The sequence below is a fragment of the Micromonospora lupini genome, from assembly GCF_026342015.1.
Classification (GTDB): domain Bacteria; phylum Actinomycetota; class Actinomycetes; order Mycobacteriales; family Micromonosporaceae; genus Micromonospora; species Micromonospora lupini_B.
In genome coordinates this window covers 127,407-151,333 of record NZ_JAPENL010000001.1, presented here as the reverse complement: position 1 = coordinate 151,333, position 23,927 = coordinate 127,407, and the positions used below count along the sequence as shown (strand labels likewise).

The 23,927-nt window shown below is 72.6% G+C and carries 24 protein-coding genes and 1 pseudogene; 4 read left to right on the top strand and 21 right to left on the bottom strand.

Annotated features, from left to right (window positions below):
- Positions 1-76 precede the first annotated feature (76 nt).
- Complete coding sequence (locus OOJ91_RS00685; protein WP_266241318.1) at positions 77-895, bottom strand: basic amino acid ABC transporter substrate-binding protein; 819 nt, start codon at positions 893-895, stop codon at positions 77-79.
- Positions 896-1,247: 352 nt separating this feature from the next.
- Between OOJ91_RS00685 and OOJ91_RS00680 the strand changes: the two are divergent.
- Positions 1,248-1,640: pseudogene (locus OOJ91_RS00680) on the top strand (helix-turn-helix domain-containing protein); the annotation flags it as partial.
- A gap of 372 nt (positions 1,641-2,012) precedes the next feature.
- Here the strand turns inward: OOJ91_RS00680 and OOJ91_RS00675 are convergent.
- From OOJ91_RS00675 to OOJ91_RS00665, 3 genes are all read right to left on the bottom strand, one after another.
- Positions 2,013-2,921, bottom strand: a complete 909-nt coding sequence (locus tag OOJ91_RS00675) for a hypothetical protein (RefSeq protein ID WP_266241315.1) — start codon at positions 2,919-2,921, stop codon at positions 2,013-2,015.
- A gap of 82 nt (positions 2,922-3,003) precedes the next feature.
- Positions 3,004-3,666 (bottom strand): response regulator, encoded by a 663-nt coding sequence (locus OOJ91_RS00670; protein WP_266241314.1) that lies wholly within the window; start codon positions 3,664-3,666, stop codon positions 3,004-3,006.
- On the bottom strand, positions 3,663-4,781 hold the full coding sequence (locus OOJ91_RS00665; protein ID WP_266241313.1) for a sensor histidine kinase: 1,119 nt from the start codon (positions 4,779-4,781) through the stop codon (positions 3,663-3,665). Before OOJ91_RS00665 ends, OOJ91_RS00670 begins: the two co-directional genes overlap by 4 nt.
- Before the next feature lie 220 nt (positions 4,782-5,001).
- Between OOJ91_RS00665 and OOJ91_RS00660 the strand changes: the two genes are divergently transcribed.
- Positions 5,002-5,442 carry a DUF6223 family protein gene (locus tag OOJ91_RS00660; RefSeq protein WP_266241311.1) on the top strand — a complete coding sequence of 147 codons (441 nt, stop codon included), beginning with the start codon at positions 5,002-5,004 and terminating at the stop codon, positions 5,440-5,442.
- 153 nt (positions 5,443-5,595) lie between these two features.
- Here OOJ91_RS00660 and OOJ91_RS00655 read toward each other — a convergent pair whose 3' ends face one another.
- Complete coding sequence (locus tag OOJ91_RS00655; RefSeq protein ID WP_266241309.1) at positions 5,596-5,823, bottom strand: hypothetical protein; 228 nt, start codon at positions 5,821-5,823, stop codon at positions 5,596-5,598.
- A gap of 153 nt (positions 5,824-5,976) precedes the next feature.
- Positions 5,977-6,405, bottom strand: coding sequence for a DUF6069 family protein (locus OOJ91_RS00650; protein WP_266241308.1), 429 nt, complete (start codon positions 6,403-6,405; stop codon positions 5,977-5,979).
- A gap of 149 nt (positions 6,406-6,554) precedes the next feature.
- On the opposite strand from OOJ91_RS00650, the gene OOJ91_RS00645 reads away from it, so the two are divergent.
- Both OOJ91_RS00645 and OOJ91_RS00640 read left to right on the top strand, forming a co-directional pair.
- Positions 6,555-7,049: a MarR family winged helix-turn-helix transcriptional regulator gene (locus OOJ91_RS00645; RefSeq protein WP_266241307.1), complete on the top strand. Its 495-nt coding sequence runs from the start codon at positions 6,555-6,557 to the stop codon at positions 7,047-7,049.
- A gap of 113 nt (positions 7,050-7,162) precedes the next feature.
- Positions 7,163-8,674, top strand: coding sequence for a PLP-dependent aminotransferase family protein (locus tag OOJ91_RS00640; protein ID WP_266241306.1), 1,512 nt, complete (start codon positions 7,163-7,165; stop codon positions 8,672-8,674).
- Here OOJ91_RS00640 and OOJ91_RS00635 read toward each other — a convergent pair.
- From OOJ91_RS00635 to OOJ91_RS00565, 15 genes are all read right to left on the bottom strand, one after another.
- On the bottom strand, positions 8,619-10,079 hold the full coding sequence (locus tag OOJ91_RS00635; RefSeq protein ID WP_266241305.1) for a UbiD family decarboxylase: 1,461 nt from the start codon (positions 10,077-10,079) through the stop codon (positions 8,619-8,621). The genes OOJ91_RS00640 and OOJ91_RS00635 overlap by 56 nt on opposite strands.
- Positions 10,079-10,444 carry a chorismate mutase gene (locus OOJ91_RS00630; RefSeq protein ID WP_266241304.1) on the bottom strand — a complete coding sequence of 122 codons (366 nt, stop codon included), beginning with the start codon at positions 10,442-10,444 and terminating at the stop codon, positions 10,079-10,081. The genes OOJ91_RS00635 and OOJ91_RS00630 overlap by 1 nt, the downstream gene beginning before the upstream one ends.
- Positions 10,441-10,788, bottom strand: coding sequence for a cupin domain-containing protein (locus OOJ91_RS00625; RefSeq protein WP_266241303.1), 348 nt, complete (start codon positions 10,786-10,788; stop codon positions 10,441-10,443). The genes OOJ91_RS00630 and OOJ91_RS00625 overlap by 4 nt, the downstream gene beginning before the upstream one ends.
- Complete coding sequence (locus tag OOJ91_RS00620) at positions 10,778-11,482, bottom strand: flavodoxin family protein (protein ID WP_266241302.1); 705 nt, start codon at positions 11,480-11,482, stop codon at positions 10,778-10,780. The genes OOJ91_RS00625 and OOJ91_RS00620 overlap by 11 nt, the downstream gene beginning before the upstream one ends.
- 55 nt (positions 11,483-11,537) lie before the next feature.
- A complete protein-coding gene (locus OOJ91_RS00615; RefSeq protein ID WP_266241301.1) occupies positions 11,538-12,842 on the bottom strand; it encodes a TrpB-like pyridoxal phosphate-dependent enzyme in 1,305 nt (434 codons plus the stop codon).
- Between the two features lie 26 nt (positions 12,843-12,868).
- Positions 12,869-14,089 (bottom strand): MFS transporter, encoded by a 1,221-nt coding sequence (locus OOJ91_RS00610; protein WP_266241300.1) that lies wholly within the window; start codon positions 14,087-14,089, stop codon positions 12,869-12,871.
- Positions 14,080-15,315 carry an ATP-grasp domain-containing protein gene (locus tag OOJ91_RS00605; protein WP_266241299.1) on the bottom strand — a complete coding sequence of 412 codons (1,236 nt, stop codon included), beginning with the start codon at positions 15,313-15,315 and terminating at the stop codon, positions 14,080-14,082. Before OOJ91_RS00605 ends, OOJ91_RS00610 begins: the two co-directional genes overlap by 10 nt.
- Positions 15,312-16,100 (bottom strand): B3/B4 domain-containing protein, encoded by a 789-nt coding sequence (locus OOJ91_RS00600; protein WP_266241298.1) that lies wholly within the window; start codon positions 16,098-16,100, stop codon positions 15,312-15,314. The genes OOJ91_RS00605 and OOJ91_RS00600 overlap by 4 nt, the downstream gene beginning before the upstream one ends.
- Positions 16,097-17,386, bottom strand: coding sequence for an MFS transporter (locus OOJ91_RS00595; RefSeq protein WP_266241297.1), 1,290 nt, complete (start codon positions 17,384-17,386; stop codon positions 16,097-16,099). Before OOJ91_RS00595 ends, OOJ91_RS00600 begins: the two co-directional genes overlap by 4 nt.
- A complete protein-coding gene (locus tag OOJ91_RS00590; RefSeq protein ID WP_266241296.1) occupies positions 17,386-18,624 on the bottom strand; it encodes an amidohydrolase family protein in 1,239 nt (412 codons plus the stop codon). The genes OOJ91_RS00595 and OOJ91_RS00590 overlap by 1 nt, the downstream gene beginning before the upstream one ends.
- Positions 18,625-18,708: 84 nt before the next feature.
- On the bottom strand, positions 18,709-19,359 hold the full coding sequence (locus OOJ91_RS00585) for a prephenate dehydratase (RefSeq protein ID WP_266241295.1): 651 nt from the start codon (positions 19,357-19,359) through the stop codon (positions 18,709-18,711).
- Complete coding sequence (locus OOJ91_RS00580; protein ID WP_266241294.1) at positions 19,343-20,767, bottom strand: phenylacetate--CoA ligase family protein; 1,425 nt, start codon at positions 20,765-20,767, stop codon at positions 19,343-19,345. Before OOJ91_RS00580 ends, OOJ91_RS00585 begins: the two co-directional genes overlap by 17 nt.
- A gap of 65 nt (positions 20,768-20,832) precedes the next feature.
- On the bottom strand, positions 20,833-21,543 hold the full coding sequence (locus tag OOJ91_RS00575) for an SDR family NAD(P)-dependent oxidoreductase (protein ID WP_266241293.1): 711 nt from the start codon (positions 21,541-21,543) through the stop codon (positions 20,833-20,835).
- Positions 21,540-22,133 (bottom strand): anthranilate synthase component II, encoded by a 594-nt coding sequence (locus OOJ91_RS00570; protein ID WP_266241292.1) that lies wholly within the window; start codon positions 22,131-22,133, stop codon positions 21,540-21,542. Before OOJ91_RS00570 ends, OOJ91_RS00575 begins: the two co-directional genes overlap by 4 nt.
- Positions 22,130-23,428, bottom strand: a complete 1,299-nt coding sequence (locus OOJ91_RS00565; protein ID WP_266241291.1) for an anthranilate synthase component I family protein — start codon at positions 23,426-23,428, stop codon at positions 22,130-22,132. The genes OOJ91_RS00570 and OOJ91_RS00565 overlap by 4 nt, the downstream gene beginning before the upstream one ends.
- Positions 23,429-23,927: the final 499 nt, after the last annotated feature.

Sequence of the window (23,927 nt, the reverse complement as noted above, 5' to 3'; positions counted from 1 at the left end):
GTCGGCTCGTTGCCTTCCCGGAGTGTGTCGACGGGGAGGGCGCACAGCACGAACGCCCTCCCCCAGTGAGCTTCGATCAGGCGCTCGGCTGCTTGCCGATCCACTTGGAGTAGATCGCGTCGTACGTGCCGTCCTGCTTGGCCTTGGCCAGCGTCTCGTTGATCTTCTTGAGCAGTTCCGGGTTGCCGTCCTTCTTCACCGAGAACCCGTACTGCTCGCCGGTGTCGAACTCGGCGGTCACCTGGAACCCGCCCGGGTTCTTCTTCAGGTACTCGCTCCAGACCGGCAGGTCGTTGATGGCGGCCTCGACCTGGCCGTTGGCGAGCGCCTGCTGCTCGGCCGCGAGGTCCTCGAACTCGACGATCTGAAGACCCTTCTCCGCCTCGAACTTCTTGGCGTAGTCACGGCCGGTGGTGGCCGCCTGCACGCCCACCTTCTTGCCCCGCAGGTCGTCGAGCGTCTTGTACGTCTTGCCGCTCTTCACAAGCATCGCCTGGGTGGCGTCGAAGTACGGGTCGGAGAAGTTCATCACCTTCTGCCGTTCGGCGGTGATGGTCATGCCCGCGGCGGCCGCGTCGCACTTGCCGGTGTTCAGGTCCTGACCGGACTTGATCCCCTCGAACGGCGTGTCGATGATCGTCTGCTCGACGCCCAACTCCTTGGCCACCAGGTCCATCACGTCGACGTCGAACCCGGTGACCTTGCCGCTGGCGTCCTTCGACTGGAACGGCGGGTACGGCAGGTGGGTGCAGACGGTCAGCTTGCCGGCCTCGACCAGCTTGACCCCGCTCGCCTGGACCTCGCTGTCATCCTTCTTGGCACATCCCGCGCTCAACGCCAGAGCGGCGACCGCCGCGACGAGGCCGGCCTGACGGACTGCGCTACGGACTCTCACGAGTGTGTCCCTCCGGTTCGGCTCCCCTGTGGCGGGCAGCCAGGTTGGTGCGAAGACTGTGTGACAGCGGACGGTACCTGATTTGACGAACGGTACCCAGATCACGCGGCGTAGCCGCCGTGCTGCGGCGACCATCACAGTCCGTGAACGTGACAGTCGTCCACGAACGGGACGATCGGCATTTGAGTATCCGCCCCACCCCGAACGAGTAGGTCGCCGTGCCGGCCACCGCTGCGCCCACACAGAAGCTGGTAGACGATCAGTGGTACCGCCGTCTTCGGAATGGGTGATCAGAACTGACCATCGAGCCGGGTACACCGAGGCGATCCCGGGTGGGAGGGCACGACTGAGGATGGACACCTACCCCACGACACCTCAGATGGCCTTCGCGCAGTTCGTCCGCCAGGCCGTCGACGATGCCCGCGAGGAGCACGGTTGGACAGTCGGCGACATCGCGCACCACACAGGCGTGAGCCGCTCGACGCTGTTCCGCTGGCTCGCCGGTGACTGGCAGCGCTACCCCGAGCTGGCGAAGGTCCGCAGCCTCTGCGCCACACTCGGTCTCTCCATCGCCGCCGCGATCCGGCCGCTCGCGATGCCGAACGCCGCCGTGACGCCCCGGGCGCTGGCGGAGGTCGAGGCGGACATGGGAAGCATCCGCAGGCGGTTGCTCGACGACGCGGTCCCCGCCGCGGACAAGCGCCAGATCCGGGAGCTTCTCCGCCGTCTCGCCGGCCGCGACCTCCCGGTCGAGGCGGCGTCGCCGTCCACGTCCGGCGCCACCCCGCCCTCCCCGTCGCAGGCGGGTGCGTCGCGCCGGTAGCCCGACCGGGCCGGCTACCGCAGTCTCAGCGCGCGGCGCGGCCGGGCCTCAGCGCGGCCGGGCCTCAGCGCGCGGCGCGGCCGGGCCTCAGCGCGCGGCGCGGCCGGGCCTCAGCGCGCGGCGCGGCCGGGCCTCAGCGCGCGGCGCGGCCGGGCCTCAGCGCGCGGCGCGGCCGGGCCTCAGCGCGCGGCGCGGCCGGGCCTCAGCGCGCGGCGCGGCCGGGCCTCAGCGCGCGGCGCGGCCGGGCCTCAGCGCGCGGCGCGGCCGGGCCTCAGCGCGCGGCGCGGCCGGGCCTCAGCGCGCGGCGCGGCCGGGCCGACCCGGGCCGGTGCCGGAGCGTCGGGAACCGATGCGGGGCGCCCGCACCACCGGGGAGCTGCCGACCCCCGGGCGGAAGTCCCGCGCCGCGGCGGCCACCATCTCGTCGGGATCGCCTTCGAGCGTCTGCCGAACGTGCGACGGAATGATCTCGGACGTGGCCATCGCCAGCCGGACCTGGACCGAACGATCGTCGACCAGGCCCGCCAGATCCTCCTCGCCCAGCTCCAGGGCGCGGACCAGCGCGGCCCGCACGTCGACCGACGGGTCCGTGGCCAGGGCGCCGCGCTGCGCGGCGGTGGTCCGCGGGTTACGGGCGAGCCCCTTGCGGACGCGGACGGTGCGGTCGGCCAGCAGGGCGACGATGACGTCGGGATCGTGGGTGTGGGTGGCGAGCCGTTCGCGTACCTCGGGTGAGACGTCGTCGACAAGCCGGGCGGCCAGCTCGGGCTCCAACTCGCGGCTCTCGGCGAGCAGACCCCGAAGCTCCTTGTCCGGCGCGGCCACCATCACCCGGCGGACCGACTCGTCGCAGGCCGGGTTGCCGGCGACGGCCCAACGGACCCACCGGTCGGCGTCCTTGACCAGGCGCAGGAGATTACCGACAGAGGTCGCGGGATTGCGCGCCACGGCCTCGCGGACGTGACGATCATGGTCGCGGGTCAACGACCGCAGCGCCTGCGCGGGCGCGTCCGGCCGGGCCGCGACCGCCTTGCGGACCGCGACCGACGCGTCGGACGCCAGGTCGATGAGGGTCATCTGTGGTGTTGCGGGGTCGTGTGCGACGGCGAGCCGCGCGTCCGCCCCACCACCGGTCGGACGGTCGGCCGTGGCTCCCGACCCGCTGTCCCGGTCGGCCCCGCCGACGTGCTGCTGCTTGCCCATGGGCGCAATCATGGCACGCGCCGAACCGGACCCCGCGCGGCAAGCCCAGGCGCAGCCCCTGGTCGGCGGCGACCGCTCAGGGTCAGTCGTGGCGCGGGGCCACCAGACCCGACTCGTACGCGACGACGACGAGTTGGGCGCGGTCGCGGGCGTGCAGCTTGGCCATGGCGCGGTTGATGTGGGTCTTGGCGGTCAGCGGGCTGATCACCATGCGCGCGGCGATCTCGTCGTTCGACAGGCCCTGGGCGACGAGGACGACGGCTTCGCGTTCCCGGGTGGTCAACTCCCGCAGACCGGTCGGGGCCCGCAGGTGGCGCGGCTCGGCGACGTACCTGTCGATGAGCCGGCGGGTGATCGACGGGGCGAGCAGCGCGTCGCCCCGCGCGGCGACGCGTACGGCGTGCAGGAAGTCCTCCGGCTCGATGTCCTTGACGAGGAAGCCGGCGGCGCCGGCGCGCAACGCGTGGAAGACGTGTTCGTCGAGGCCGTAGTTGGTCAGGATGACGACGTGCACACCTGCCAGGGCCGGGTCCGCGGCGATGAGTCGGGTCGCCGCGATGCCGTCCAACACCGGCATCTGGATGTCGATGAGCGCGATGTCGGGCAGGTGACGCCGGGCGAGGGCCACACCCTCACGGCCGTCGGCAGCCTCGGCCACCACCTCGATGTCCTCCTCGACGTCGAGGAGCGCGCGGAAACCACTGCGCAGGAGCGCCTGGTCGTCGACAAGCAGGACGCGGATCACGCGGGCGGGCCGACGGGGAGTTCCGCGTGGACGGTGAAGCCGCCATCGTCGCGTGGCGCCGCGTGGAGGCGACCGCCCAGGGCGGTGACCCGTTCGCGCATCCCGAGCAGCCCGACTCCGGGCGTCGGCGCCGTCGCCAGCGTGGCCGTGCCGTCGTCGTCGACGCGGATCGCGAGGGCGTCCGGACGGTAGTCGACGCGTACCGACGCCGTGGCCGCGGCGGCGTGCCGGGCGACGTTGGTGAGCGACTCCTGCACGATCCGGTAGGCGGTCCGATCCACCGCGGCCGGTACGGCCTGCCGTTCGCCCTCGACCGTCAACGTCGTGTCCAGCCCCGCCAGCCGGGCCCGCTCCACAAGCTCCGGCAGGTGTTCGAGGCCGCGCGGCGGGTTCCTGTCGTCGTCGCGCAGGGCCTCCAGGGTCGCGCGCAACTCCCGGCTCGCCTCACGGCCGGCCTCCCGGATCGCCAGCAGAGACTCCGGCACCGCCTCACCCCGTCGGCGGGCCAGGTGCACGGCCACCTCGGCCTGCACCTTGATGATCGAGATCTGGTGGGTGAGGGAGTCGTGCAGCTCCCGCGCGATGTGCAGCCGCTCCTCGTCGGCGCGGCGTCGCGCGGTCTCCTCCCGGGTGCGCTCGGCCTCGTCCGCCCGCCGCTCGGCCTGCCGCAACGCCTCACCCGCGGCGCCGGCGGCGATCAGCCAGGCCACCTCCAGCGCGCCCCGGGCCCGGGCGAACGCCTCCCCAGGGGGCAGGTCCTGCGGCGGGGCGAGCGCGGTGAGGGGAAGAGCGACGAGCATCAGCACCGCGGCGGCGACCGTGACGACGCGATGGCCCGCCCGCACACCCGTGTACACCGCGATCAGGAAGGCGACCGCAGGCACGTCGAAACCGACCGCCTGGTAACCCACCGCGCACAGCCCGGTGACGGCCAGGACGGCGACGGGCGCCCGGCGACGCGCCGCCAGCGCCACACCGCTGGCCGCCAGCAGCGGAAAGCCCAGCAGCTCACTGTCGATCGTGGAATGGTCCGCGGACAGCCCGGCGACAAGCAGCACCGCCGCCACACCGACGGCGATCGCCCAGTCCCGCACGGCGGCACGCCCTGTGCTCATGGGCGCACCCTAGCCCGAGGCGAGGCGCGGGCGACTCCTGCGCGCGAACGACAGGGGCCTACCGCGCCGGCGGTAGTCGGGGCGGGAACTGCGCCGTGCACGGCAGCCGCCTGCGCCGGTGGCGGCAGCGGAAAAGGCATCCGGCTGCCGGACGACCGGCGGTCGAATCGGCGACAGGATCGAGCGACAACCACCGAGACGTACGACGAAGGAGAAGCACATGTTCCCGTCGCGAAACCCGAAGCCGGCTCGCCTGCTGTGCACCGCTGCCGCGTCCGCCCTGCTGGGGGTGTTCGGGCTCGCCGCGCCGGCCACCGCCGCGTACACCTCGTCCGCGCCGTTGGCGGCAAGCGTGACCACCATGAGCGCCGGGCGACTCGGGGCGAGCGTGGCCGCCCTGCTGGGCCTGGCCGGGGTGATCGTCGGCGCGCTGGCCCTGGCCCGCCCCACCAGTCGCGTCGGCACCGGCAGCGGGCTGCTCGGCGCGACAGTGGCGCTGGCGGCGGGGCTGGTCGGGGTGGCCCTCGGCGCGCTTGTCGTCGCGACCTCCGACGGCGGTATCGGCACCGGTAACGGGCTCGGTGGGGCGTACGTGGCCCTCGTCGTGGGATTGGCCGCACTGGGCCTCGGCGGGCTCGCGCTGAGCCGCACCCGCAACTGAGGACGGGTCAGCGGCCGAACGCGAGGTAGAGCCCCAGGCCGACGTTCACGACCAGGATGACGGCCCCGACGACGGCGACCCAGCGCTGCCACCTCGTCCAGCGGACCGTACTGCGCGAGTCGACGAGGCCCGCCTCCTCGATGCGGACGGCCGCTATCTTGTCCCGCTCCGCGGCGTCCCGGCGCCCGAGGCCACGTTTGCGCCCAGGATGGCGGCGTTGGCGCGAAGCTCCTCGGTGAGAGCCTGCATCGCCCGCGTCATCGAGTCGATCGAACCGTTGATGTGGCGCAGATGCTCGTCGTGCCCCTGCAGACGCTGCTCGATCCGTCCGGCGCCCACACCGCGTTCGTAGGCGGCCGTGTTCTCGCTGCTCTCCGTCACGGTCGTCCCGCCCCGAGCGGTAGTGGGACGCCCGGAATCCGAGTCGACAGGTGCACCTAGTCGTACCATCCGCGGGGCGAGAAATCACCTGCTGAAATCCGACAAAGCCGCAGGTCAGAGGCATGAACCTCGACCTGCGGCAGCCGCTCGTCGTCAGCCGCGCCGCGCACCTGCCCGGCGGTAGCCCAGGATCACGACCGCACCGACCGCAAGGTGCATCAGCACGAGGGCGACAGTGGTGCCCGCCGTGGCGTCGACAAGGGATGCCGGCACGAGCGACAGCACGAGCACGGCGACGGCGATCGCGGTCCAGATGGTCGTGGCGCGAGCCGATACGCGCTCGAGCAGCGCGAGCAGGCCCCAGCCGAACAGGGCGGCGAGCGCGGAGGTCACGATCACGGCGAGCACCGTGACGTCCTGGGGACCGGAGCCCTGGTCGACGGTGAGCGGCGCGCCGGCGACGGTGGCGATCAGCCACACGACCACGGCGGCGAGCACCGCGGCCACGACAACGATGACCCGGTTGCGCACGCGCGGGGCACTGTCGACTGCTGCGCGAGGGGTGGAGGCTTCCGCAGACATGAGATGACTCCTTTGTGGAGGGGGCCGAAGATCGAACCGTAACAGAAGGTTCCGATCTTTACTATCCCGTTCTCAACCTCCTGCCGAGCCCGGAGAAATGCTCCGCTCCGAGATAGTTCGGATCACGGACTAGTTGCTAGGCTGCCGTCATGACGACCGGCACCTCCGGACCCGATGCCGCGGCGCCCGACCTGATGTTCCTGATGTCCTGGGCCACCCACGCGCTGGCTCAGGAGCACGCCGCCGCCCTCTCCGGTCTGGGCATCTCGACGCGGGCCTACTGCGTGCTCGATCGCGGCAGCACCGGCGAGTTCACCCAGAGCCAACTCGGCGACATGTGCGGCATCGACAAGACGACGATGGTCGTCACCCTCGACGAGCTCGAACGCGGGGGCCTGGCCGAACGCCGCACCTCGACGACCGACCGACGTGCCCGCATCGTCACCGTCACGCCCGACGGCGAGCGGATGGTCGCCGAGGCGCGGCGGATCGTCGCGCGGCTGCAGGGCGACATCCTCGACACGATCCCGTCGCGCGACCGGGGGATCTTCCTGGACGTGCTCGGTCGACTCGTCGACGGCCGGCTGTCGACGTTCGTGCAGACCGACCGTCCAGTCCGTCGGCGGTCCTCCCGGGCCGCCTGACCGTCGCTGCGCCGGCCCGCCGGAAACCACACGTGGTCGGTCGTGGACCAGCCGGTTCGGCGTGCCGACGCGACTAGACTCGCAGTCGGCGTCGAGCGGGGGAGCATGTCCAGGTGAGTTCGGACCAGCTCCTCGTCACACTGGACCGGGACAGTTCGGTGCCGTTGCAGCAGCAGCTCTGTGACCAGATCAGCGGGTCCGTGCGGGCCGGCCGACTGCGCCCCGGCGACACGGTGCCGCCCAGCCGCGAGCTGGCGCACCAGCTCGGGGTCTCCCGGACGGTGGTGACCCGGGCGTACGAGCTGCTGCGGGCCAACGGTGTGCTCACCTCGCGGCGGGGTTCCGGCACGCGGGTCAGCGCCGCCCTCACCGATGCGCCGGCGCCCGCCCCGCGCGCCGTCCGCGCGCACCTGCGGCCCGAACCCCCGCTTCCCACCGACGCCGGCAGTCCGCTGTGGAAGCCGTGGGAGCCGGCGCCGATGCACAGGCCGGACGGGACGTACGACTTCCGGCACGGCACCCCGGCGCTTGCCAGCTTCCCGGTGGCCCGGTGGCGGCAGTCGCTCGCCGACGCGGTGAGCCGGGCCGACGCCGTGGCGCTGGGCTACGGGCCGGCCGAGGGCGCGGTGTCGTTGCGTGCGCAGATCACCGCCCTGCTGCGGCGCAGTCGTGCGCTGGACGCCACCCGCGAGAACACGGTGGTGACCAGCGGCGCCACCCAGGCCATGGACATCCTGGTCCGGCTGCTCGTCGGCCCCGACGACGTGGTGATCATCGAGGATCCGAGCCACACCGTGCTGCGGCAGATCTTCGGCTACTCGCGGGCCGCGGTGGTGCCGGTAGGCGTCGACGAGGAGGGTTTGCGGGTCGACGAGATCGAGTGCCGGGTCCGCGCGCACGGCCTCGACCCGGCCCGGGTACGCCTGGTCTACGTCACCCCGTCGCACCAGTTCCCGACCGGGTTCATCATGTCCGAGAGGCGGCGGCGGGCGCTGCTGCGCTGGGCCCGCGAACACGGGGCCACGGTGCTGGAGGACGACTACCACAACGAGTTCACGTTCGCGCAGGAGCGGTTGCCGTCGCTGGCCGCCGACCCGCAGGACGCGGACGTGGTCTACGTCGGCAGCTTCAGCAAGACCCTCTTCCCCTCGCTGCGCATCGGGTACGCGGTGCTGCCGCCGCACCTCGTCCGGTCGTTCCTGGGCGTCAAGTGGATCACCGACCGGCTGACTCCGACGCTCACCCAGGAGGCGTTGGCCGAGTTCATCTCCTCCGGCGCGTACGCCCGGCACATCGGCCGGATGGACCGCCTCTACCGGCAGCGACGCGCCCGGCTGCTGGAGGCGCTGTACGAGCACTTCGGCGCGGGGGTGCGGATCTCCGGCACGGCGGCCGGGCTGCACGTACTGGTGACCCTGGGCGGCGCGCCCGACGTCGGCGAGGCCGAGATCGTGCGCGCCGCCGCCGCGCGGGGCGTACGGGTCTACCCGGCGTCGGGCTACTTCGTCACCCGCCCGCCGACCGAGCCGACGTTCCTGATCGGGTACGCGTCGCTGCCCACCGCCCGGATCACCGAGGGAGTGGCGCTGCTGGCCGCCGCGGTGCGGGACGTGACGGCTCGGTGAAGCGGGGCCTGTGGAACCGGGCGCGCTGGGCGTACGGGACGGTGCAGTCGAAGACCGCCTTCGCCGTGCGCCCGTCGGCCGACAGCGACGGGGAGTAGCCGGTGTGCTGGCTCGGGTCGAGCGGGAAGCCCTCCCGGTCCGGCAGTACCAGCAGGTCCTGGTCGGCCTGGAAGCGGGTGACCATCGCCCACCACAGGTCCTGGTCGGACTCGATGTCGACGTCCTCGCCCACGCACAGCACCAGCTTGGCCATCCGGAACTGCTCCAGCACCGCCTCGGCGGCGGCGCGTACCGCGAGGTCGTCCTCCGGGCCGCGCTTGGCCGGCCACTGGAGCACCACCATGAGCTGGCCGCCGCCCGCGGTGTGACAGTGCGCGGCCAGGGCCGGCGTCCCCCGGCGGCGCAGCAGGTCCAGCACCGCGGCCTCCATCCCGAAGCCGAGCAGCACCGACTGCTCGTGGCCGGGTCCGGAGACAGCCTGCAGGATCGGTCGCTCCCGGGCGGTGATCGCGGTGACCTGGATCAGCGGCAACGAGGGGTGCGCCCGACCCTGGTAGCCGAGGAACTCCGGCGTGGCCACGGTGCCGTGCGCGCTCTCCGGCGCCCGGTCGGCCCGCAGCTCGCCCTCGATGACGTACTCGGCGTGCGCGATGAACTCGGCGTCCACGGTGGCGCAGGGCAGCAGCTCGACAGGCTGACCGGCGAGCGCGCCGGCCACCGCCAGCTCGTCGAGCGCGGGCGGGACCAGCGAGGTCGGGCAGCAGGAGGACAGCAGCACCGCCGGGCTCAGGCCGAGGTGGATCGCGACAGGCAACGGACGCCCTCGGCGCAGGGCGGCCTGGTACGCGAGCTCCAGGTCCCGGCCGGGCACCATCCAGATGGTCAGCGAGTCGGGCCCCTGCACGCACATCCGGTGCACCGACAGGTTGCGGACCCCGGTGTCCGGGTCGGTGGCGAGCACCGCGCCGAGGGTCAGGTAGGGCCCGGCGTCCTCGTCGGTGAGGACCGGCACCGGCAGCGCGGTCAGATCCACCGGCAGCGTCTCGCGCGGCCAGCGGGACGCATCGGGGGCGGGCACCGGCGGACGGGGGGCGGCAACCGCGTCGAGCAGCCGGTGCGGCAGCTCACTCGGCGTGCAGCCGAGCAGGCCGGCGGCACGCGTACGGGTGCCGTAGAGGCCCATCAGCACCGCCCGGGTCGGCCCGTGGTCGGGGCGTACCCGGTCGAAGAGCACCGCCGGGCCGGCGCCGGTGGGCGGGGCGGCGGGCGCACCGGCCCACCTGGCGTAGTGGGCGGAGACGCCGTAGCGGGCGGGCAGCTCCGTGGCGACGCGGACCAGCTCGCCCGGGAGCGGGTCGAGGCTGGCCAGCGCGTGCCGCAGGTCGACGGGCGGGCGGTGGCTCATCACTTCTCCGCCAGTGGCACGGCCGCGCGGCGGGCCGCCAGCATGTCGAGCTGCATCCGGGTCAGCTCGTCGATGAGCGCACGGTAGGTGCCGACCGCGACCTCCGGCGGAATGCCCTGCCGGGAGGCCAGGTCGTGCACCCGGCCCAGCACCTGCCGTGCCCGCTCGGGTGACCGGACCGTCGCCTCGTCCGTCTTGTGCGCGGTCAACTCCTGCACCACGCGGGTGCGCTCGGCCAGCAGGGCGACGATCTGCTGGTCGAGCGCGTCGATGGCGACCCGCAGCTCGGCGATCCGGGACGGGCCGTCGACGCCGCCGGCCGGCGGGGAGCCGGCCGGCGGCGCGATCCGGTGCTTGTCGCTCACGGCTGCGGGACCTCGTCGATGACGAAGACGACAGTGGGCTCGGCGTCGCTGCCCTGGGACCGGTGCTCCTCGTCGTCGGGGATGACGAAACCCATCCCGGGGCGACACGGCACCGACCGGTCCCGGAAGTGGATGGTGAACTCGCCCTGCAGGACGTAGCCGGTGTGGCCGCGCAGGCACCAGTGGTGCTCGTCGAAGCCCGGGGGCAGCTCCAGCAGGCGCAGGCGCTGACCACCGACGTACGAGATCTTGACGCGCCCCTCGGCGCCCGGCTTGTCCCACCTCTCCCAGTCGGTGGCCGGGAAGTCGATGCCGACCGGCGCGGCGACCTGCTCAGTGGACATTCTCGATATCTCCTCTGGTGTGGACGGTTTCGGCGCGGCGGGGCCGCGGAACGCGTTCGTTGCGGTCGCGGCGCGGGAGGACCGGACCACCGTCGACCTGCTGGTGCTGCTTGAGCAGTTGCACCATGTCGAGCATCCGGTGCACCATCCGCTCCAGCGCGTCGACGCCCTCGACGTCGGTCAGGCCGGGAGCGCCTGTGGTGTTGCGCAGCAGGACGGGGAAACCGCTGCCCACCAGAATCATCCGGTTGAGCAGCAGGTTGTTGACGATCTGGTTGTGCACCGAGGAGTCGCTGTAGCGGCGCCCGGTGACGATGATGCCGCCGACCTTGTCGGCCAGCGGCCGGGTGAAACGCAGGTAGCCGACGCCCGCCCGCTCGATGAAGACCTGCATGAGGTGGGCGAGGCCGAAGCCGTGCACCGGGGCCGCGTAGATCAGCCCGTCGGCGCTTGCCATCTGCTCCACCAGGGCGGGGACGTCGTCGTCCACCTGGCAGGGCAGGGTACGGCTGTTGCAGTCGCCGCACGGGCTGCACGGCGAGATCCGGTGCTCGCGTAGCGCGATGGTGCGCAGGATCGCGCCCCGCTCGGCGATCAGCTTGCCCGCGTACGCGATGGCGTGGTCGGTGTTGCCACCGGGCCGTTCCGATCCGTTGATGGCGAGGATGGTCGCTGCTTCGCTGTGCAATGGCACCCCCGGTGCTCGTCGCGAGGGGTGGACGCCGCAGCGGCGCCCACCCCCGGCGAGGTCAGTCCGTCAGTTTTCCGGCGAAGTAGTCGATGTAGGCCTGCATGTCGAAGTGGCCGTGCCCCGAGAGGGAGAAGACGATCGCCTTCGACTCGCCCGTCTCCCGGCAGCGCAGCGCCTCGTCCACAGCCACCCGGACGGCGTGGGTGGACTCCGGCGCCGGCACGATCCCCTCGCTGCGGGCGAACAGCACGCCCGCCTCGAAGCAGGCGGTCTGCGGGACCGCCCGCGCCTCGATCAGGTCGATGTCCCGCAGCGCGCTGACGATCGGCGCCATGCCGTGGTAGCGCAGCCCACCGGCGTGGATCGCCGGCGGGTGGAAGTCGTGGCCCAGGGTGTGCATCTTGGCAAGCGGGGTGAGCCCGGCGGTGTCGCCGAAGTCGTAGTCGTAGCTGCCCTGGGTCAGCGACGGGCAGGAGGCCGGCTCCGCCGCGATGAACCGCACCGTCGGGCCGCCGCCCAACTGGCGGCGCACGAACGGCAGGGCCAGCCCTGCGAAGTTGGAACCGCCGCCGGCCGCGCCGATCACGATGTCCGGGTAGTCGTCGGCCATCGCGAGCTGGAGCAGCGCCTCCTGCCCGATGATCGTCTGGTGCATCAGCACCAGGTTGAGCACCGAGCCGAGGGCGTACTTGGCGACGCCGCCGCTGGACATCGCCGCCTCCACCGCCTCGGAGATGGCCAGGCCGAGGCTGCCTGTGGAGTCCGGGTCGGCGGCGAGGGCCGCCCGGCCCGCCTCGGTACGGTCGCTCGGGCTCGCGGTGACCGACGCGCCGAACGTCTCCATCAGCCCCCGCCGGTACGGCTTCTGGTCGTAGCTGACCCGCACCATGAAGACCTCGCAGTCGAGGCCGAAGTACGCGCAGGCCATCGAGAGCGAGCTGCCCCACTGGCCGGCGCCGGTCTCGGTGGTCAGCCGCTGCACACCGTCGAGCTTGCTGTAGTACGCCTGCGGCACTGCGGTGTTCGGCTTGTGGCTGCCGGCCGGGCTGACCCCCTCGTACTTGAAGTAGATCCGGGCCGGCGTGTCGAGGGCCTGCTCCAGGCGACGGGCGCGCACGAGCGGGCTGGGCCGCCACTGCCGGTAGATGTCGAGCACCGGCCCGGGAATGTCCACGTCCCGCTCGGTGGTGAACTCCTGCTCGATCATGCCGGTGGCGAAGAGCGGTTCGAGGTCCGCCGCGGTGATGGGTTCCCGGGTGCCGGGGTGCAGCATCGGGGGCAGGCCCTTGGGCAGGTCGGGAACCACGTTGTACCAGGTCGTCGGGATGTCACTCTCGGGCAGCACGAACTTCGTCGCGGTCATGGCCTCTTCCGATGCGGGGTGGGGTGTCAGGGACTTGCGGTGGCCGGTTCGGCGAGTGCCGGCACGGGCCGGACGGCCGGTCGGATCCGCAGCACTGCGAAGGCGACCACGCCGACCACCGGGGTCAGCAGGAGCAGCAGGAGGACGGGACGGTGTCCCTGGGTCTGCCAGAGGAAGCCGAGACCCATCGGCACGACCAGCCGGGCGGAGCTGAGCACGAAGGCGTTCAGGGCCATGAAACCACTGACCCGGTGCTCCGCCACGTGGTCGGCGATGTAGGTGGGCACCACCACCGACGCGATGATCTCGCCGAGGGTCCAGACCACAGTGGAGAGCAGCACGGCGGGCAGCGAGAACGCGAACACCAGGACGGCCATCCCGGTCGACCAGAGCACGCCCGCCACGATCAGCAGGACCCTTGTCGAGTACGCCTTGATCCGCTTCTCGATCAGCAGGCTGGCGCTGACCACGACGACGCTGTTGATGGTGTAGACCGCGCCGACGAGCGCCACCGACGAGTGCAGCACTGTGGTGACCGCGAGGGGCAGCGTGTACTCCAGGCCGATCAGCGGCGCGACGTAGCAGAACGAGACGAGCACCAGCACCGCCACGTCGATGTCGCGCAGCAGCCCGGCCCGCCCGGTGCTGGCGGTCGTCGACGCCGTCGGGGCACGCCTGGTGTCCGCCGGCACGAACAGCCGGATGGTGGCCGCCGCGAGCAGGCCGAGCAGGATGTTCCCGGCGAACATGAGCTGATAGGAGAAGGCCGCCGCGAACCCGCCGAGCAGCGGGCCGACCCCCATGCCGAGGTTGTTGGCGAGGTAGCTGACCGTGTACGCGAAGGGCCGCTCACCGGGCTCGGTCAGGTCGGCGATGAGCGTGTTCGCCGCCGGGGAGAACATCCCCATCCCGACCAGCGCGACGAAGAGCAGCACCGCGTACGTCCAGGTGGGACCGTCGACCAGGGCGAGGCCCAGGTAACCGGCCGCGTTGAGCAGCAGGCTCGACACCAGCGCGGCGCGTCGGCCGGCGCGGGCGCAGACCGGCCCGCTGAGCAGGCTGCCGGCGAGCAGGCCGGTGCTGCCGACGGAGATCAGCACGCCCGCCTCGCCGGTGCTGAGGTGCCGGCTCTGCACGAGGTAGACCGCGAGCAGCGGGAAGACGAACATGCCGGCCCGGTTGATGAAGGAGGCGTAGACAAGCATCCGCAGCGGGCGCGGCAGGGCCCGGAACCGGGTCAGCCACATGACGGCTGCCCCACCGGCTCGGTGCGTACCTCGAAGGAGTCCCGGATGACCTTGAACCGGGCGCGGACGTCGTCGAAGTCCCGGCCCTCGCAGACGTACCAGCCGAGCACGTCGTTGGAGGCGGTCGGCACGGCGAGCACGTCCCCGACGGCCTTCCACACGTCCGCGTCGCGTACCGCGTCCAACGCGCGCAGCTCGTCGGCAGTGGTGATCGCGGTGATCCGGCCGTACCTGTCGGAGCAGAGGTACTCGGTGCCGATCTCCGGGCCGACGGTGGCGGCCGGCACGTGCTCCGGGTCCAGTTCCAGGCGGCACCACTCCCCCGCCAGGTTGATCCCCCGGCCGGCCTGGATGGCGGGGACGATCGAGCCGCCGCCGGCCCGTGCGGCCGCCTCGCCGAAGACCACCTCGCCGTCGTCGCGGAGGAAGAACTCCACGTGCGCCACGCCGGTACGCATCCCGAAGCCGCGCAGCACTGTGGCGCTGGCGGCCTGGATGCGCCGCTCCGCCGGGGTCAGGTCGTGCTTGCGGGAGACCGTGCCGCCGGGCTCGTCGCGGAACTCCAGGACCGAGTACGTGTAGCGGGAGAGCTGCTCGAAGACGACCTCGCCGTCGCGCAGCAGGGAGTCGACGTGGTACTCGGCGCCCCGGACGTACTCCTCCACCCGGTAGTCGTGCCTGTCGTCGGCGATCAGCGGCCACACCCGGGCCAGGTCCTCGGCGGAGTCCACCCGGTGGGTGTCGCCGCAGGCCCAGCCGGCGTACGGCTTGATCACCACCGGCCAGCCCACCTCGGCGGCGAACTCGGCGACCGCGCCCACCGTCTCGGGGCGGCACGAGCGGGCCACCGGCACGCCCAGCTCGACGGCCCGGCGGTGCATCACGTTCTTGTCCCGGAAGGTCAGGGCCTCCTCCGGGTCGAGCCCCTCGATGCCGTGGTCGCGGCGGCAGTGCGCGGCGGTCAGCACGTCACCCTCGAAGAGCGGGAAGATGCGCTGTACCGGGTGCGCGGCGAGGATCGTCGCGACGACCGAGCGGACGGCCTCGCGATTGTCGAGGTCGGCGTGGTAGCAGGGCAGGCCGGCGGCTTCGGCGGCCGGTTGCCCGGTCGGCAGCAGCGCCACTGTGGTCACGCCCCGCTCGGCGGCGGCGGCGACCACGCTGCGGAACTGGGCCGCGTACCGGCCGGCCGCCGGACGGTAGATGACCAGGATCGCGCGGTTCACTGACGGCTCCCCTGGTGGTTGCCGGCAGGGCTGAGCGGGCCCGCGGTACGCAGGACGGCGCTTGTCGTCCCCACGTCGAGCACCGCCTCCTGGCGCGGGGCGTCGGACAGGGCGTCGAGGGCGGCGGCGAGTCGGGCCAGCGCGGCCACGACCTCCGCCCGGCCGTCGGGGTGAGCCGACTCGACGGTGAGCAGCAGCCGGTGCCGACCCGCCTCGGTGCGGACCAGGTGCCCCTGCCGCCAGTTCCAGCGCCGGGAGTGCGCCCGCCCGTCGGCGTCGGCGTAGACGACCTCGCCCGGGTCGGGTCGCTCCGGCGTGTCGGGAGCGCCGAGTGGCAGGAACGTCTCGGTGCCGTCGGCCGGTCGGACGACCAGGTCGGTGATGCCGTCGACAGCGCACGAGGCCACCGGCAGGGCCGCGTCGAGCGAGACGGCGTTGCAGAGGTCGACCAGGGCGTTGATCCGGGGCAGCCGGTCGCCCTTGGCGACCCGTCGGGCGATCGACTCGGCGGCGCAGGGGAACCGGTTCGGGTTCACCCCGACCGTCCGGTACGCCTCCCGCCACGCGGCGATGCCCGGCAACCCGGCCACCCCCGCCTTGTCCAGGCCGGCCGCGTGCAGCGCGTCCTCGGCGGCGGTCAGCAGCGCCGACACGGCGGGCGGCGCCGGGGCGACCTCGACCGCCGACACGGCGAGCACGCCGAGCACGTAGTCCGGCACTGCGGTCAGCACCCGGTCGTCGATGCGGACGGTGAGGGTGTCCGCACCGTCGCTGAGCTGGGTCATCGTGATCCTCGTGAGGTTCGGGTCCGATTGTCGGTCCGACCGTACGCAGCGCCACGACCACCGGGTGTGGCCAATCCGGGGTGATCCGGTGAGGCCAATCCGGCGGTCGGCGGCCTGTCGTCGCGACTGTCGGCGTGGACCCGCGCGCCGAGCAGCGTGGTGCCCACCGCCAGCACGCAGAGTGCGGCGCCGACCGGCCCGAGCAGGTCGAGGGCGTCCGCGCCGCCGTGGCGCAGCAGCCGGTTGCCGAGGAAACCACCGAGGGCGATGCCCACGAACGTGGCCGAGGAGTTGAGGGACAGCAGCAGTGGGCCGGAGGTCGGCGCGACGCTGAAGAGCCGGTGCTGCTGGGCCGGCTGCGTGGCCATCGCGGTGACACCCCAGGCCGCCATGGCCAGCGCGGCAGGCAGCAGCGCCTGCCGGGTCAGCGGCAGCGTGACAAGCACCAGGGCGAGTCCGGTGATCGAGACCACGAGCACCGGCAGGCCGCCCCAGCGGTCGGTGGCCCGCCCGCCGAGCACGGTGCCGGCGACCGCCGGCACACCGAAGACCAGCAGCAGCACCGCGAGCATGGTTCCGTCGCCGTCGGTGGCCGGCGCGAGCAGCGCCCCGACGTACGTCAGGGCGAGGTAGCCGCCGGTCATGAACAGCGCGGTGGTGAGCACCGCCAACCCGACCCGGCTGTCGCGGGCCGGGGCGAGCCGGGCGGCAAGCGACGGACCGGGCGGCAGCGCCAGCCTCGGCAGGCCGACGAGCACCGCCACCGCGCAGGCAGCGCCGATGGCGGCGAGCAGCCAGAAGGTGGCCCGCCACTGCAGGTCGGCGGCGAGCCAGGTGCCGAACGGCACCCCGGCCACGGTCGCCGCCGAGAGGCCGCCGAGCACCACTGCCATCGCCCGGCCACGCCGCTCGGGCGCGGCCAGCGCGGCCGCCGACGCGGTGGCGGCGGGGACGTAGAGCGCGGCGCTCACCGCCGTGAGGACCCGAGCCAGCAGCAGCAGCGGCAGGTCGGGCGCGAGCGCCGAGGCGACGTTGCCCAGCGTGAACCCGACAAGCGAGATCACCAGGACGGTACGCCGTTCCAGCCGGCCGGTGAGCGCGCCGAGCACCGGCGCGGCGAGGGCGTAGGCGAGGGCGAAGACGGTGCTCACCCACCCGGCCGAGGCGACGCTCACCCGCAGCGTGCGGGCCACCTCGGGCAGCACGCCCGCGACGACGAAGGTGTCGGTGCCGATGGCGAACGCCCCGACCGCGAGCAGCGGGACGACAGGCACGGGCCGCCGCATCACGCCACCCCCGCCGGCTGCCCGGCGCGGTAGCGGGCGGCGTCCCCGGCGACCACCCGACCGCCCAGCAGCACCAGTTCGATCGCCTCCGGCCGGCCCAGCACCGTGATGTCCTCGGCCGGGTCGCCGTCGGTGACCACCAGGTCGGCCAGCCGGCCCGACTGCACCGTGCCCGCCTCGTCGCCGCGCCCGGCCAGCCGCGCGCCGTTGGCCGTGGCCCAGGTCAGCACCACTGGCGCGGGAATGCCCGCCATGCTGACGTACGTCTCCAGCTCCTCGGCGTACCGGCCGTGCGGGGTCCACGCGAAGCCGAAGTCGTCGCCGGCCACGATGGGGATGCCCATGTCCACCATCAACGGCAGGATGCGCAGGGTGTTCTCCACCTCGGCCTGGAACTCGAGCGTCTCCAGGTACTCCGGGGTCTTGCCGTGCTGCGTGCCGGTGGTGAGCAGCCGGTACGGCTGGTGCAGGCTCGGCACCACGAAGATGCCCCGCTCGGCGATCGCCTCCAGGGCCGCGTCGTCGGCGTAGGTAGCGTGGTCGATCACGTCGACCCCGGCGGCGATGGCGTTGCGGATGCCACCGAGCCCGCGCGAGTGGGCGCGGATCCGGACCCCCCGCTCGTGTGCCGCCCGCGCCGCGATCACCAGCTCCTCGGCGGTGAACAGCAGCTCGTGCGAGCGCCCGTTGGGGAACGTGTCGTCGCCTGTGGAGAAGACCTTGATGATCTCCGCGCCCTGGGCGACCTCGGTGTCGACGTACTCGATCAGCTCTTCCGGGGTGTCGGCCAGCCGCATCAGGTCGCTCGGGATGCGTTGCTTGACCGCCGGGTTGCGGCGCTCCGGCGGGCCGGACACCATCAGGTCCCGGCTGCACGGGGTGATGCGCGGGCCGGGCAGCGCTCCGGCGTCGATCGCCCGGCGCAGCGCCATGTCGATGCCGGCCACCGAGCCGGCGCCGACGAAGGCGGTGTAGCCCAGCCGCAGCATCGCCGCCGCGTTGGCGGCGGCGCCGAGGGTGACCTCCGGGATCGTGTACTTGAAGAGCATCTCCCGGCCGTCGAGCACGTTCAGGTACGCGATGTGGGTGTGGCCGAGCGTCATCCCCGGCATGACCGTCCGGCCGTCGAGGTCAAGGACGTCGATGTCCGGGTCGTGCAGGGGCGCCTGCGCCTCGGGCAGGACGGCCACGATGCGCTCGCCGTCGAGCAGCACGCTGTGGTGCGGTCGGGAGGCCACGCCAAGTCCTTCCTGGACCGTGGCGCGGTGCAGCAGCATTCGTCGGGACACGAGGTGTCTCTCCGGTTCTCTCGGTGTCTGGTGTCAGCGGCGGCCGAACAGGGTCCACACGATCTCGGCGCCCGGGCGGCGGGCCACCCACCGCAGGCCGTGGCCGTCGACCCCGGGCGCGTTGGTCACGGCGAGGTCGGCACCGCCTGCCGCGAGGATCTCGGCGGCGTGCTGGGTGGAGTCGGCGTCGACCCACCTGATCTCCCGGTCCCGTAGGGCCGGTGGCGCGAGGTCGGTGAAGATCCGCCGGACCTCCCAGAGGGCGGCCACGGCGAGCTGACCAGCGGACGGGTCCGGCTCGCGGTCCGGGTGGGCGGCGATCCCGTACTCCGGGGTGGCCTGTGCGAAGTAGGCCTCCAGCCGGAGGTCGCGGTGCCAGTGGAAGCGGGTGAGCCCCTGATAGGCGCTCGGCACGAGGGCCTGGTCGACCCGCCGGTCCACGAGCGCCGCGAGCACCGCGTCGAAGGTGTCGGACAGCTCGACGCGCAGCCCGTGCCGCTCGGCGAGGAACACCGCGGTCAGGTGGCTGGACGTTCCGGGCGGGCCGAGCGTGGCCAGCGTGGTGCCGGGCCGGCTCGCCCAGCCGTCCACCACGCTGCGCCAGCGCCGCCCGTACGCCTCGGCGAGCGGCCCCGGCAGCGCCGGCACCCGCTCGTCGGCGACGGTCTCAGGTGGTGTAGCCACGGTTGCCCGCCATCCGCTGCGCCACCTGGGTCTCGTGGTCGGCCTCGACCCGCCGGTCGACGATCCGGGCGGCCTTCCAGCTCACGAAGGCGCCGGTGCTGACGATCGGGTCGAGCCCGTCGGTCAGCTCCACCTCGACGGGTACGCCGAGCGCGGCGGCGGCCCGCTCCCGGACGCCGTCGGCAGCCCGCGCGGGGTCGTCGACAAGTTCCTTGAGCAGTTCCAGGCGCACGGTCAGCCGGTCACCGCCGGCAGCCGGGTCGTGGTCGATCACCACCTGGTAGCCGCCCGAGCCGGTGACCCCGGAGAGGACCGCCGACTCGATCTGGCCGGCGGTGAAGCGTCGCCCTCCCAGCTCGATGCGGTCCAGGGTGCGGCCGACGATCTGCACGAGGTCGCCGGCCATCTCGCAGTCGCAGTCGGACGCCTCGACGATCACCGCGTCGCCGGTGCGGTAGCGAACCAGCGGCTTCACCCCGTCGATGAGCATGGTGACGGTGAGTTCGCCGCTGCCGCGCGGGCCGTGCGACGCGCCAGTCTCCGGGTCCACCACCTCGATCAGGTAGTTGGTCTGGGAGAGGTGCATCCGCTTGTTGCGGCAGGCGGTGGCGATGACGAACGCCTCCTGCGAGCCGTACAGGATGTTGTAGACGTCCGCGCCCCAGACGGACTCCAGGTTGCGGGCCAGCGCCGGGGTGCACATCTCGCCGGTGACGAAGAGCAGCTTGACGGCGAAGTCCTCGCGCAGTCGGTAGCCGTAGTGCTCGGCCGCCTTGGCCAGCATCATCGCCACGCCCGGCGTGCAGCAGACAACCTCCAACTCCAGGTCCTTCATGAGCTGCAACGCCTTGGCGAAGCCGATGACCGGCGAGTACGGCCAGATCTTCGCGTTGAGCGAACCGACGTTGCGGGCGATGTCACCGAGGGTGTCGCCGAACGAGTGCACCTCGGTCGGACCCATCAGCCCGATGCGCGGCGGGTGGTCGCCGAAGTGGTGGCGGAAGATCGACGCCCAGGACTCGGTGACGTGGGCGTTGCTGGCGACCACCTCCCGGCCGTCGCGGGGGCACGGGGTGGCGCGGCCCGTGGTGCCCGTCGTCTCGTAGAAGAAGACCCCGTCGGCCAGCGGCCGGCTGAGCACGTCGAGCATCTCCTCGCGCAGGTGCGTCTTCGTCGTGAAGGGCAGCCGGTCGAGGGTCGCCGGGGTGATCGTGGCGAGGTCGACGTCGGCAAGGTGCCGGGCGTAGAACGGCGAGCCGGTGGTCACCTGGTCGAGCACCGTCCGCAGTTGGCGTTCGCGCCAGGCGTCGAGGTCGGCGGGAGCGAGGGTGCGGTCGTAGAAGGACTTGTGCAGGGCCAGGTAGTCGACGGCGAAGTCGGCCGCCGGTCCGGTGGTCGGAAGCCACATGGTCGGGATCCTCTCCAGGGGTGAGCCGGCTGCGGTGCGATCGGCGGGTGGGCGGTGACGCGCCGTCAGTGCAGGCCGCCGTTGACGTCAAGCACCGTGGCGGTGACGTAGCTGCTGGCCGGGTCGGCGAGCCAGGCGACGGCCGCGGCGATCTCGGCCGGCGTGCCGAACCGGCCGACCGGGATCCGGGCCCGGTAGTCGTCTCGACGCCGCATCGGAATCCGATCGGCCATCGGGGTGTCGACCAGGCCGGGAGCGACCGCGTTGACCCGGATACGGTGCTCGGCGAGCGCCCGGCCGAGGCTGTGGGTGAGCGCGATGCACGCGCCCTTCGACGCCCCGTACGCCGCGTCCGGGCTGCCGGACTGCCCGCTGATCGAGGCGACGTTGACCACCGTGCCCGGCCGGCCGGCGCCGATCAGGGCGCGGGCGAACGCCTGCGTGCAGAAGAACGCGGCGCCCACGTTGACGTCGAACACCTGCGCGTACGTCTTCGGGTCGTAGTCGAGGAAGGCCCGGGCGTGGTAGACGCCTGCGTTGTTCACCAGCACCTCCGGCAGGCCGTACCGCTCGTGGATCCCCGCGAAGAGCTGCTCCACCTGCTCCGGCACGGCCACGTCGGCGACCAGCGAGGCGTACGCCGCCGGGTCGCCGGCCGGGTCGACGTCCACGCCGAGCACCCGGTGCCCGGATTCGGTCAGGGCCGCCGTGACGGCCCGACCGATGCCGCCCGCCGCGCCGGTGACCACCGCGAGGGGCGCCGACTCGTCGGTCATGACGATCCCGCCGTCAGCGCCGCCGACGCGCTGCGCAGGAAGTTGTCGAACAGGCGCAGCCCGTCCTCGGTGAGCACGCTCTCCGGGTGGAACTGCACCCCCTCGACCGCGAGGGCCCGGTGTCGTACGCCCATCACGTAGCCGTCGTCGGACGACCGCGCGGTGACGTGCAGGGCCAGCGGCGCCGGGTCCGCGACGATGAGCGAGTGGTAGCGGGTCACTGTGAGCGGGGCGGGCGCGCCGTCGAAGACCCCCCGACCGTCGTGCGTGACGACGCTTGTCTTGCCGTGCATCAGGTGCTTGGCGACCGCTACCGTCCCGCCGTAGGCGAGGCCGATGGCCTGATGACCGAGGCAGACGCCGAGCAGCGGGACCTGGCCGGCGAAGGCGCGCACCAGCTCCACGTGCCCGGACTCGGCGGGATGACCCGGCCCGGGGCCGAGCACCACCGCGTCCGGTCGCAGGGCCGCGAGCTGGTCGCTGGTCCGCGTCCGGGAGCGGACCACAACGGTCCGCGCGCCGAGCGTGCGCAGGTACTGGTCGATGATGTGGGTGAAACTGTCGTACGCGTCGACGAGCAGGACCTTCACGACAGCAGCTCCGCACCGGTCAGGGCCCAGTAGGTGGCGCTCATCTTGGCCAGCGTCTCCCGCCACTCGTCGCCGGGTGTGGAGTCGGCCACCACTCCGGCAGACGCCTGGGTGCGGTAGCGCTGGCCGTCGTGCACGGCGGTGCGGATGCAGAGCGCGAGGACCGCGTACCCGCGTACGTCCACCAGCCCGACGGCGCCCGCGTAGACGCCCCGGGGCTCGTCCTCCAAACCGTCGATGATCTCCATCGCCCGCAGCTTCGGCGCGCCTGTCATGGTGCCGGCCGGGAATGTCGCGCAGATCGCCGCCCACACGTCGGCGTCGTCGGCGAGCTGGCCGGAGACGGTGGACACCAGGTGGTGCACGTACGCGAACGGCTCGACGTCGAACATGGCGTCGACGCTTAGCGTGCCGGGCACGCAGACCCGGCCGATGTCGTTGCGGCACAGGTCGACGAGCATGACGTGCTCGGCGCGTTCCTTCTCGCTGGCCGCCAGCTCGGCCACCCGCCGGCGGTCGGTCTCCGGGTCGGCGGCCCGGGCCGCGGTGCCGGCGATCGGCCGCATCGACAGCCGGCCCTGTTCGATGCGCAGGAACAGCTCCGGGCTCGCCCCGATGACGGTCCGGCCGGCCCACGGGGTCAGGTACATGTACGGCGACGGGTTGCGGTGGCGCAGCCGCCGGTAGACCTCCAACGGCGTGAGCGTGGTCTCCACGTCGATCCGGTGGCCGATCTGGATCTGGTAGCTGTCGCCGACCTCGATGTGCCGCAGGCACTGCTTCACCCGGGCGGCGAACGTCTCCTCGTCGACGGTGTCCCGAACCAGGCTGGGCGCCGGGGCGGCCGGGACCTCCGGATGGTCGACGGGCAGCTCCGGCAAGCTGAGCGCACCGTCGGACTTCGGCAGGTGCGGGCCGCTGGCGGAGAGCTGCCGGACCGTGCCGGCGCGCAGGTCCCACCAGACGGTGTGCCGGAACAGCGCGAGGGTGCAGCGGGGGATGTCGTCGACCACCCGGTCGACGGAGAGCTCGTCCATGTCCCGCGCGGCCTCGTACGCCAGGGTGGTGAGGAAGCCGAAGGCGAAGCTGTCGGCGGGGACCGTGGTGCGCACCGCGAACGCCCGCTGCACGGCCCGGACGGCGGCCCACACCTCGGGCGGCCCGGCGACCGGCCAGACCTGCTGGGCGCCGCGACGCCGGACCGGCTCGCCCAGGACGGCGGTGAGCACGGCGGCCAGGGCGTCGGCGAGCGGACCGTCGGCTGTCAGCTCCAACCGGTCGGCGATGAACCGCACCTCGGCGAGGAGACCCCAGCCGACGGCCGCGGCATGGCGGTCCTGAGCGGGACCGTCGAGACTTTCGAAGAGATACAGATCGTTGTCAGCGCAACTTTCCGCGAGTGTCGTATAGAGCGACAATGGATCGACCGATGGCAGTGTGACAGATGTCACCTCTATCGGAATTGAGTCGACCAATGGTGTATGTGCCGCGGCCACCGAATGCGACCGGATGGGCCACGTGACAGGCTCGGTTGACAATAGGGACACTTGCGGAACCCCCTCTGAACAGCCCGATTCCACGCCGTCGTTGGCGCTGACCCCGCCGACGACGCGGCAGGTCGGACCCTTCCCCCCAGACGAAAGGACTCGCACGACCACTCGGACACCGGCAGTGGAGACGTCCGCATTGGACATTCTCGGAACGTACGCCCTGATTCGCCGGTCAGTGAGTGGTTGCGCGCCCGGCCAACACTTTCCACAGGCACGGATCACGCTGTCCATACCACTTCGACGA

What these genes read in the sequence shown, in the direction of transcription:
- OOJ91_RS00675 (WP_266241315.1), bottom strand. Translation starts at nt 2,921, where the DNA reads ATGGGCAAGCAGCAGCACGTCGGCGGGGCCGACCGGGACAGCGGGTCG.
- OOJ91_RS00665 (WP_266241313.1), bottom strand. Translation starts at nt 4,781, where the DNA reads ATGAGCACAGGGCGTGCCGCCGTGCGGGACTGGGCGATCGCCGTCGGT.
- OOJ91_RS00660 (WP_266241311.1), top strand. Translation starts at nt 5,002, where the DNA reads ATGTTCCCGTCGCGAAACCCGAAGCCGGCTCGCCTGCTGTGCACCGCT.
- OOJ91_RS00650 (WP_266241308.1), bottom strand. Translation starts at nt 6,405, where the DNA reads ATGTCTGCGGAAGCCTCCACCCCTCGCGCAGCAGTCGACAGTGCCCCG.
- OOJ91_RS00645 (WP_266241307.1), top strand. Translation starts at nt 6,555, where the DNA reads ATGACGACCGGCACCTCCGGACCCGATGCCGCGGCGCCCGACCTGATG.
- OOJ91_RS00635 (WP_266241305.1), bottom strand. Translation starts at nt 10,079, where the DNA reads ATGAGCCACCGCCCGCCCGTCGACCTGCGGCACGCGCTGGCCAGCCTC.
- OOJ91_RS00625 (WP_266241303.1), bottom strand. Translation starts at nt 10,788, where the DNA reads ATGTCCACTGAGCAGGTCGCCGCGCCGGTCGGCATCGACTTCCCGGCC.
- OOJ91_RS00615 (WP_266241301.1), bottom strand. Translation starts at nt 12,842, where the DNA reads ATGACCGCGACGAAGTTCGTGCTGCCCGAGAGTGACATCCCGACGACC.
- OOJ91_RS00610 (WP_266241300.1), bottom strand. Translation starts at nt 14,089, where the DNA reads ATGTGGCTGACCCGGTTCCGGGCCCTGCCGCGCCCGCTGCGGATGCTT.
- OOJ91_RS00600 (WP_266241298.1), bottom strand. Translation starts at nt 16,100, where the DNA reads ATGACCCAGCTCAGCGACGGTGCGGACACCCTCACCGTCCGCATCGAC.
- OOJ91_RS00595 (WP_266241297.1), bottom strand. Translation starts at nt 17,386, where the DNA reads ATGCGGCGGCCCGTGCCTGTCGTCCCGCTGCTCGCGGTCGGGGCGTTC.
- OOJ91_RS00580 (WP_266241294.1), bottom strand. Translation starts at nt 20,767, where the DNA reads ATGTGGCTTCCGACCACCGGACCGGCGGCCGACTTCGCCGTCGACTAC.
- OOJ91_RS00575 (WP_266241293.1), bottom strand. Translation starts at nt 21,543, where the DNA reads ATGACCGACGAGTCGGCGCCCCTCGCGGTGGTCACCGGCGCGGCGGGC.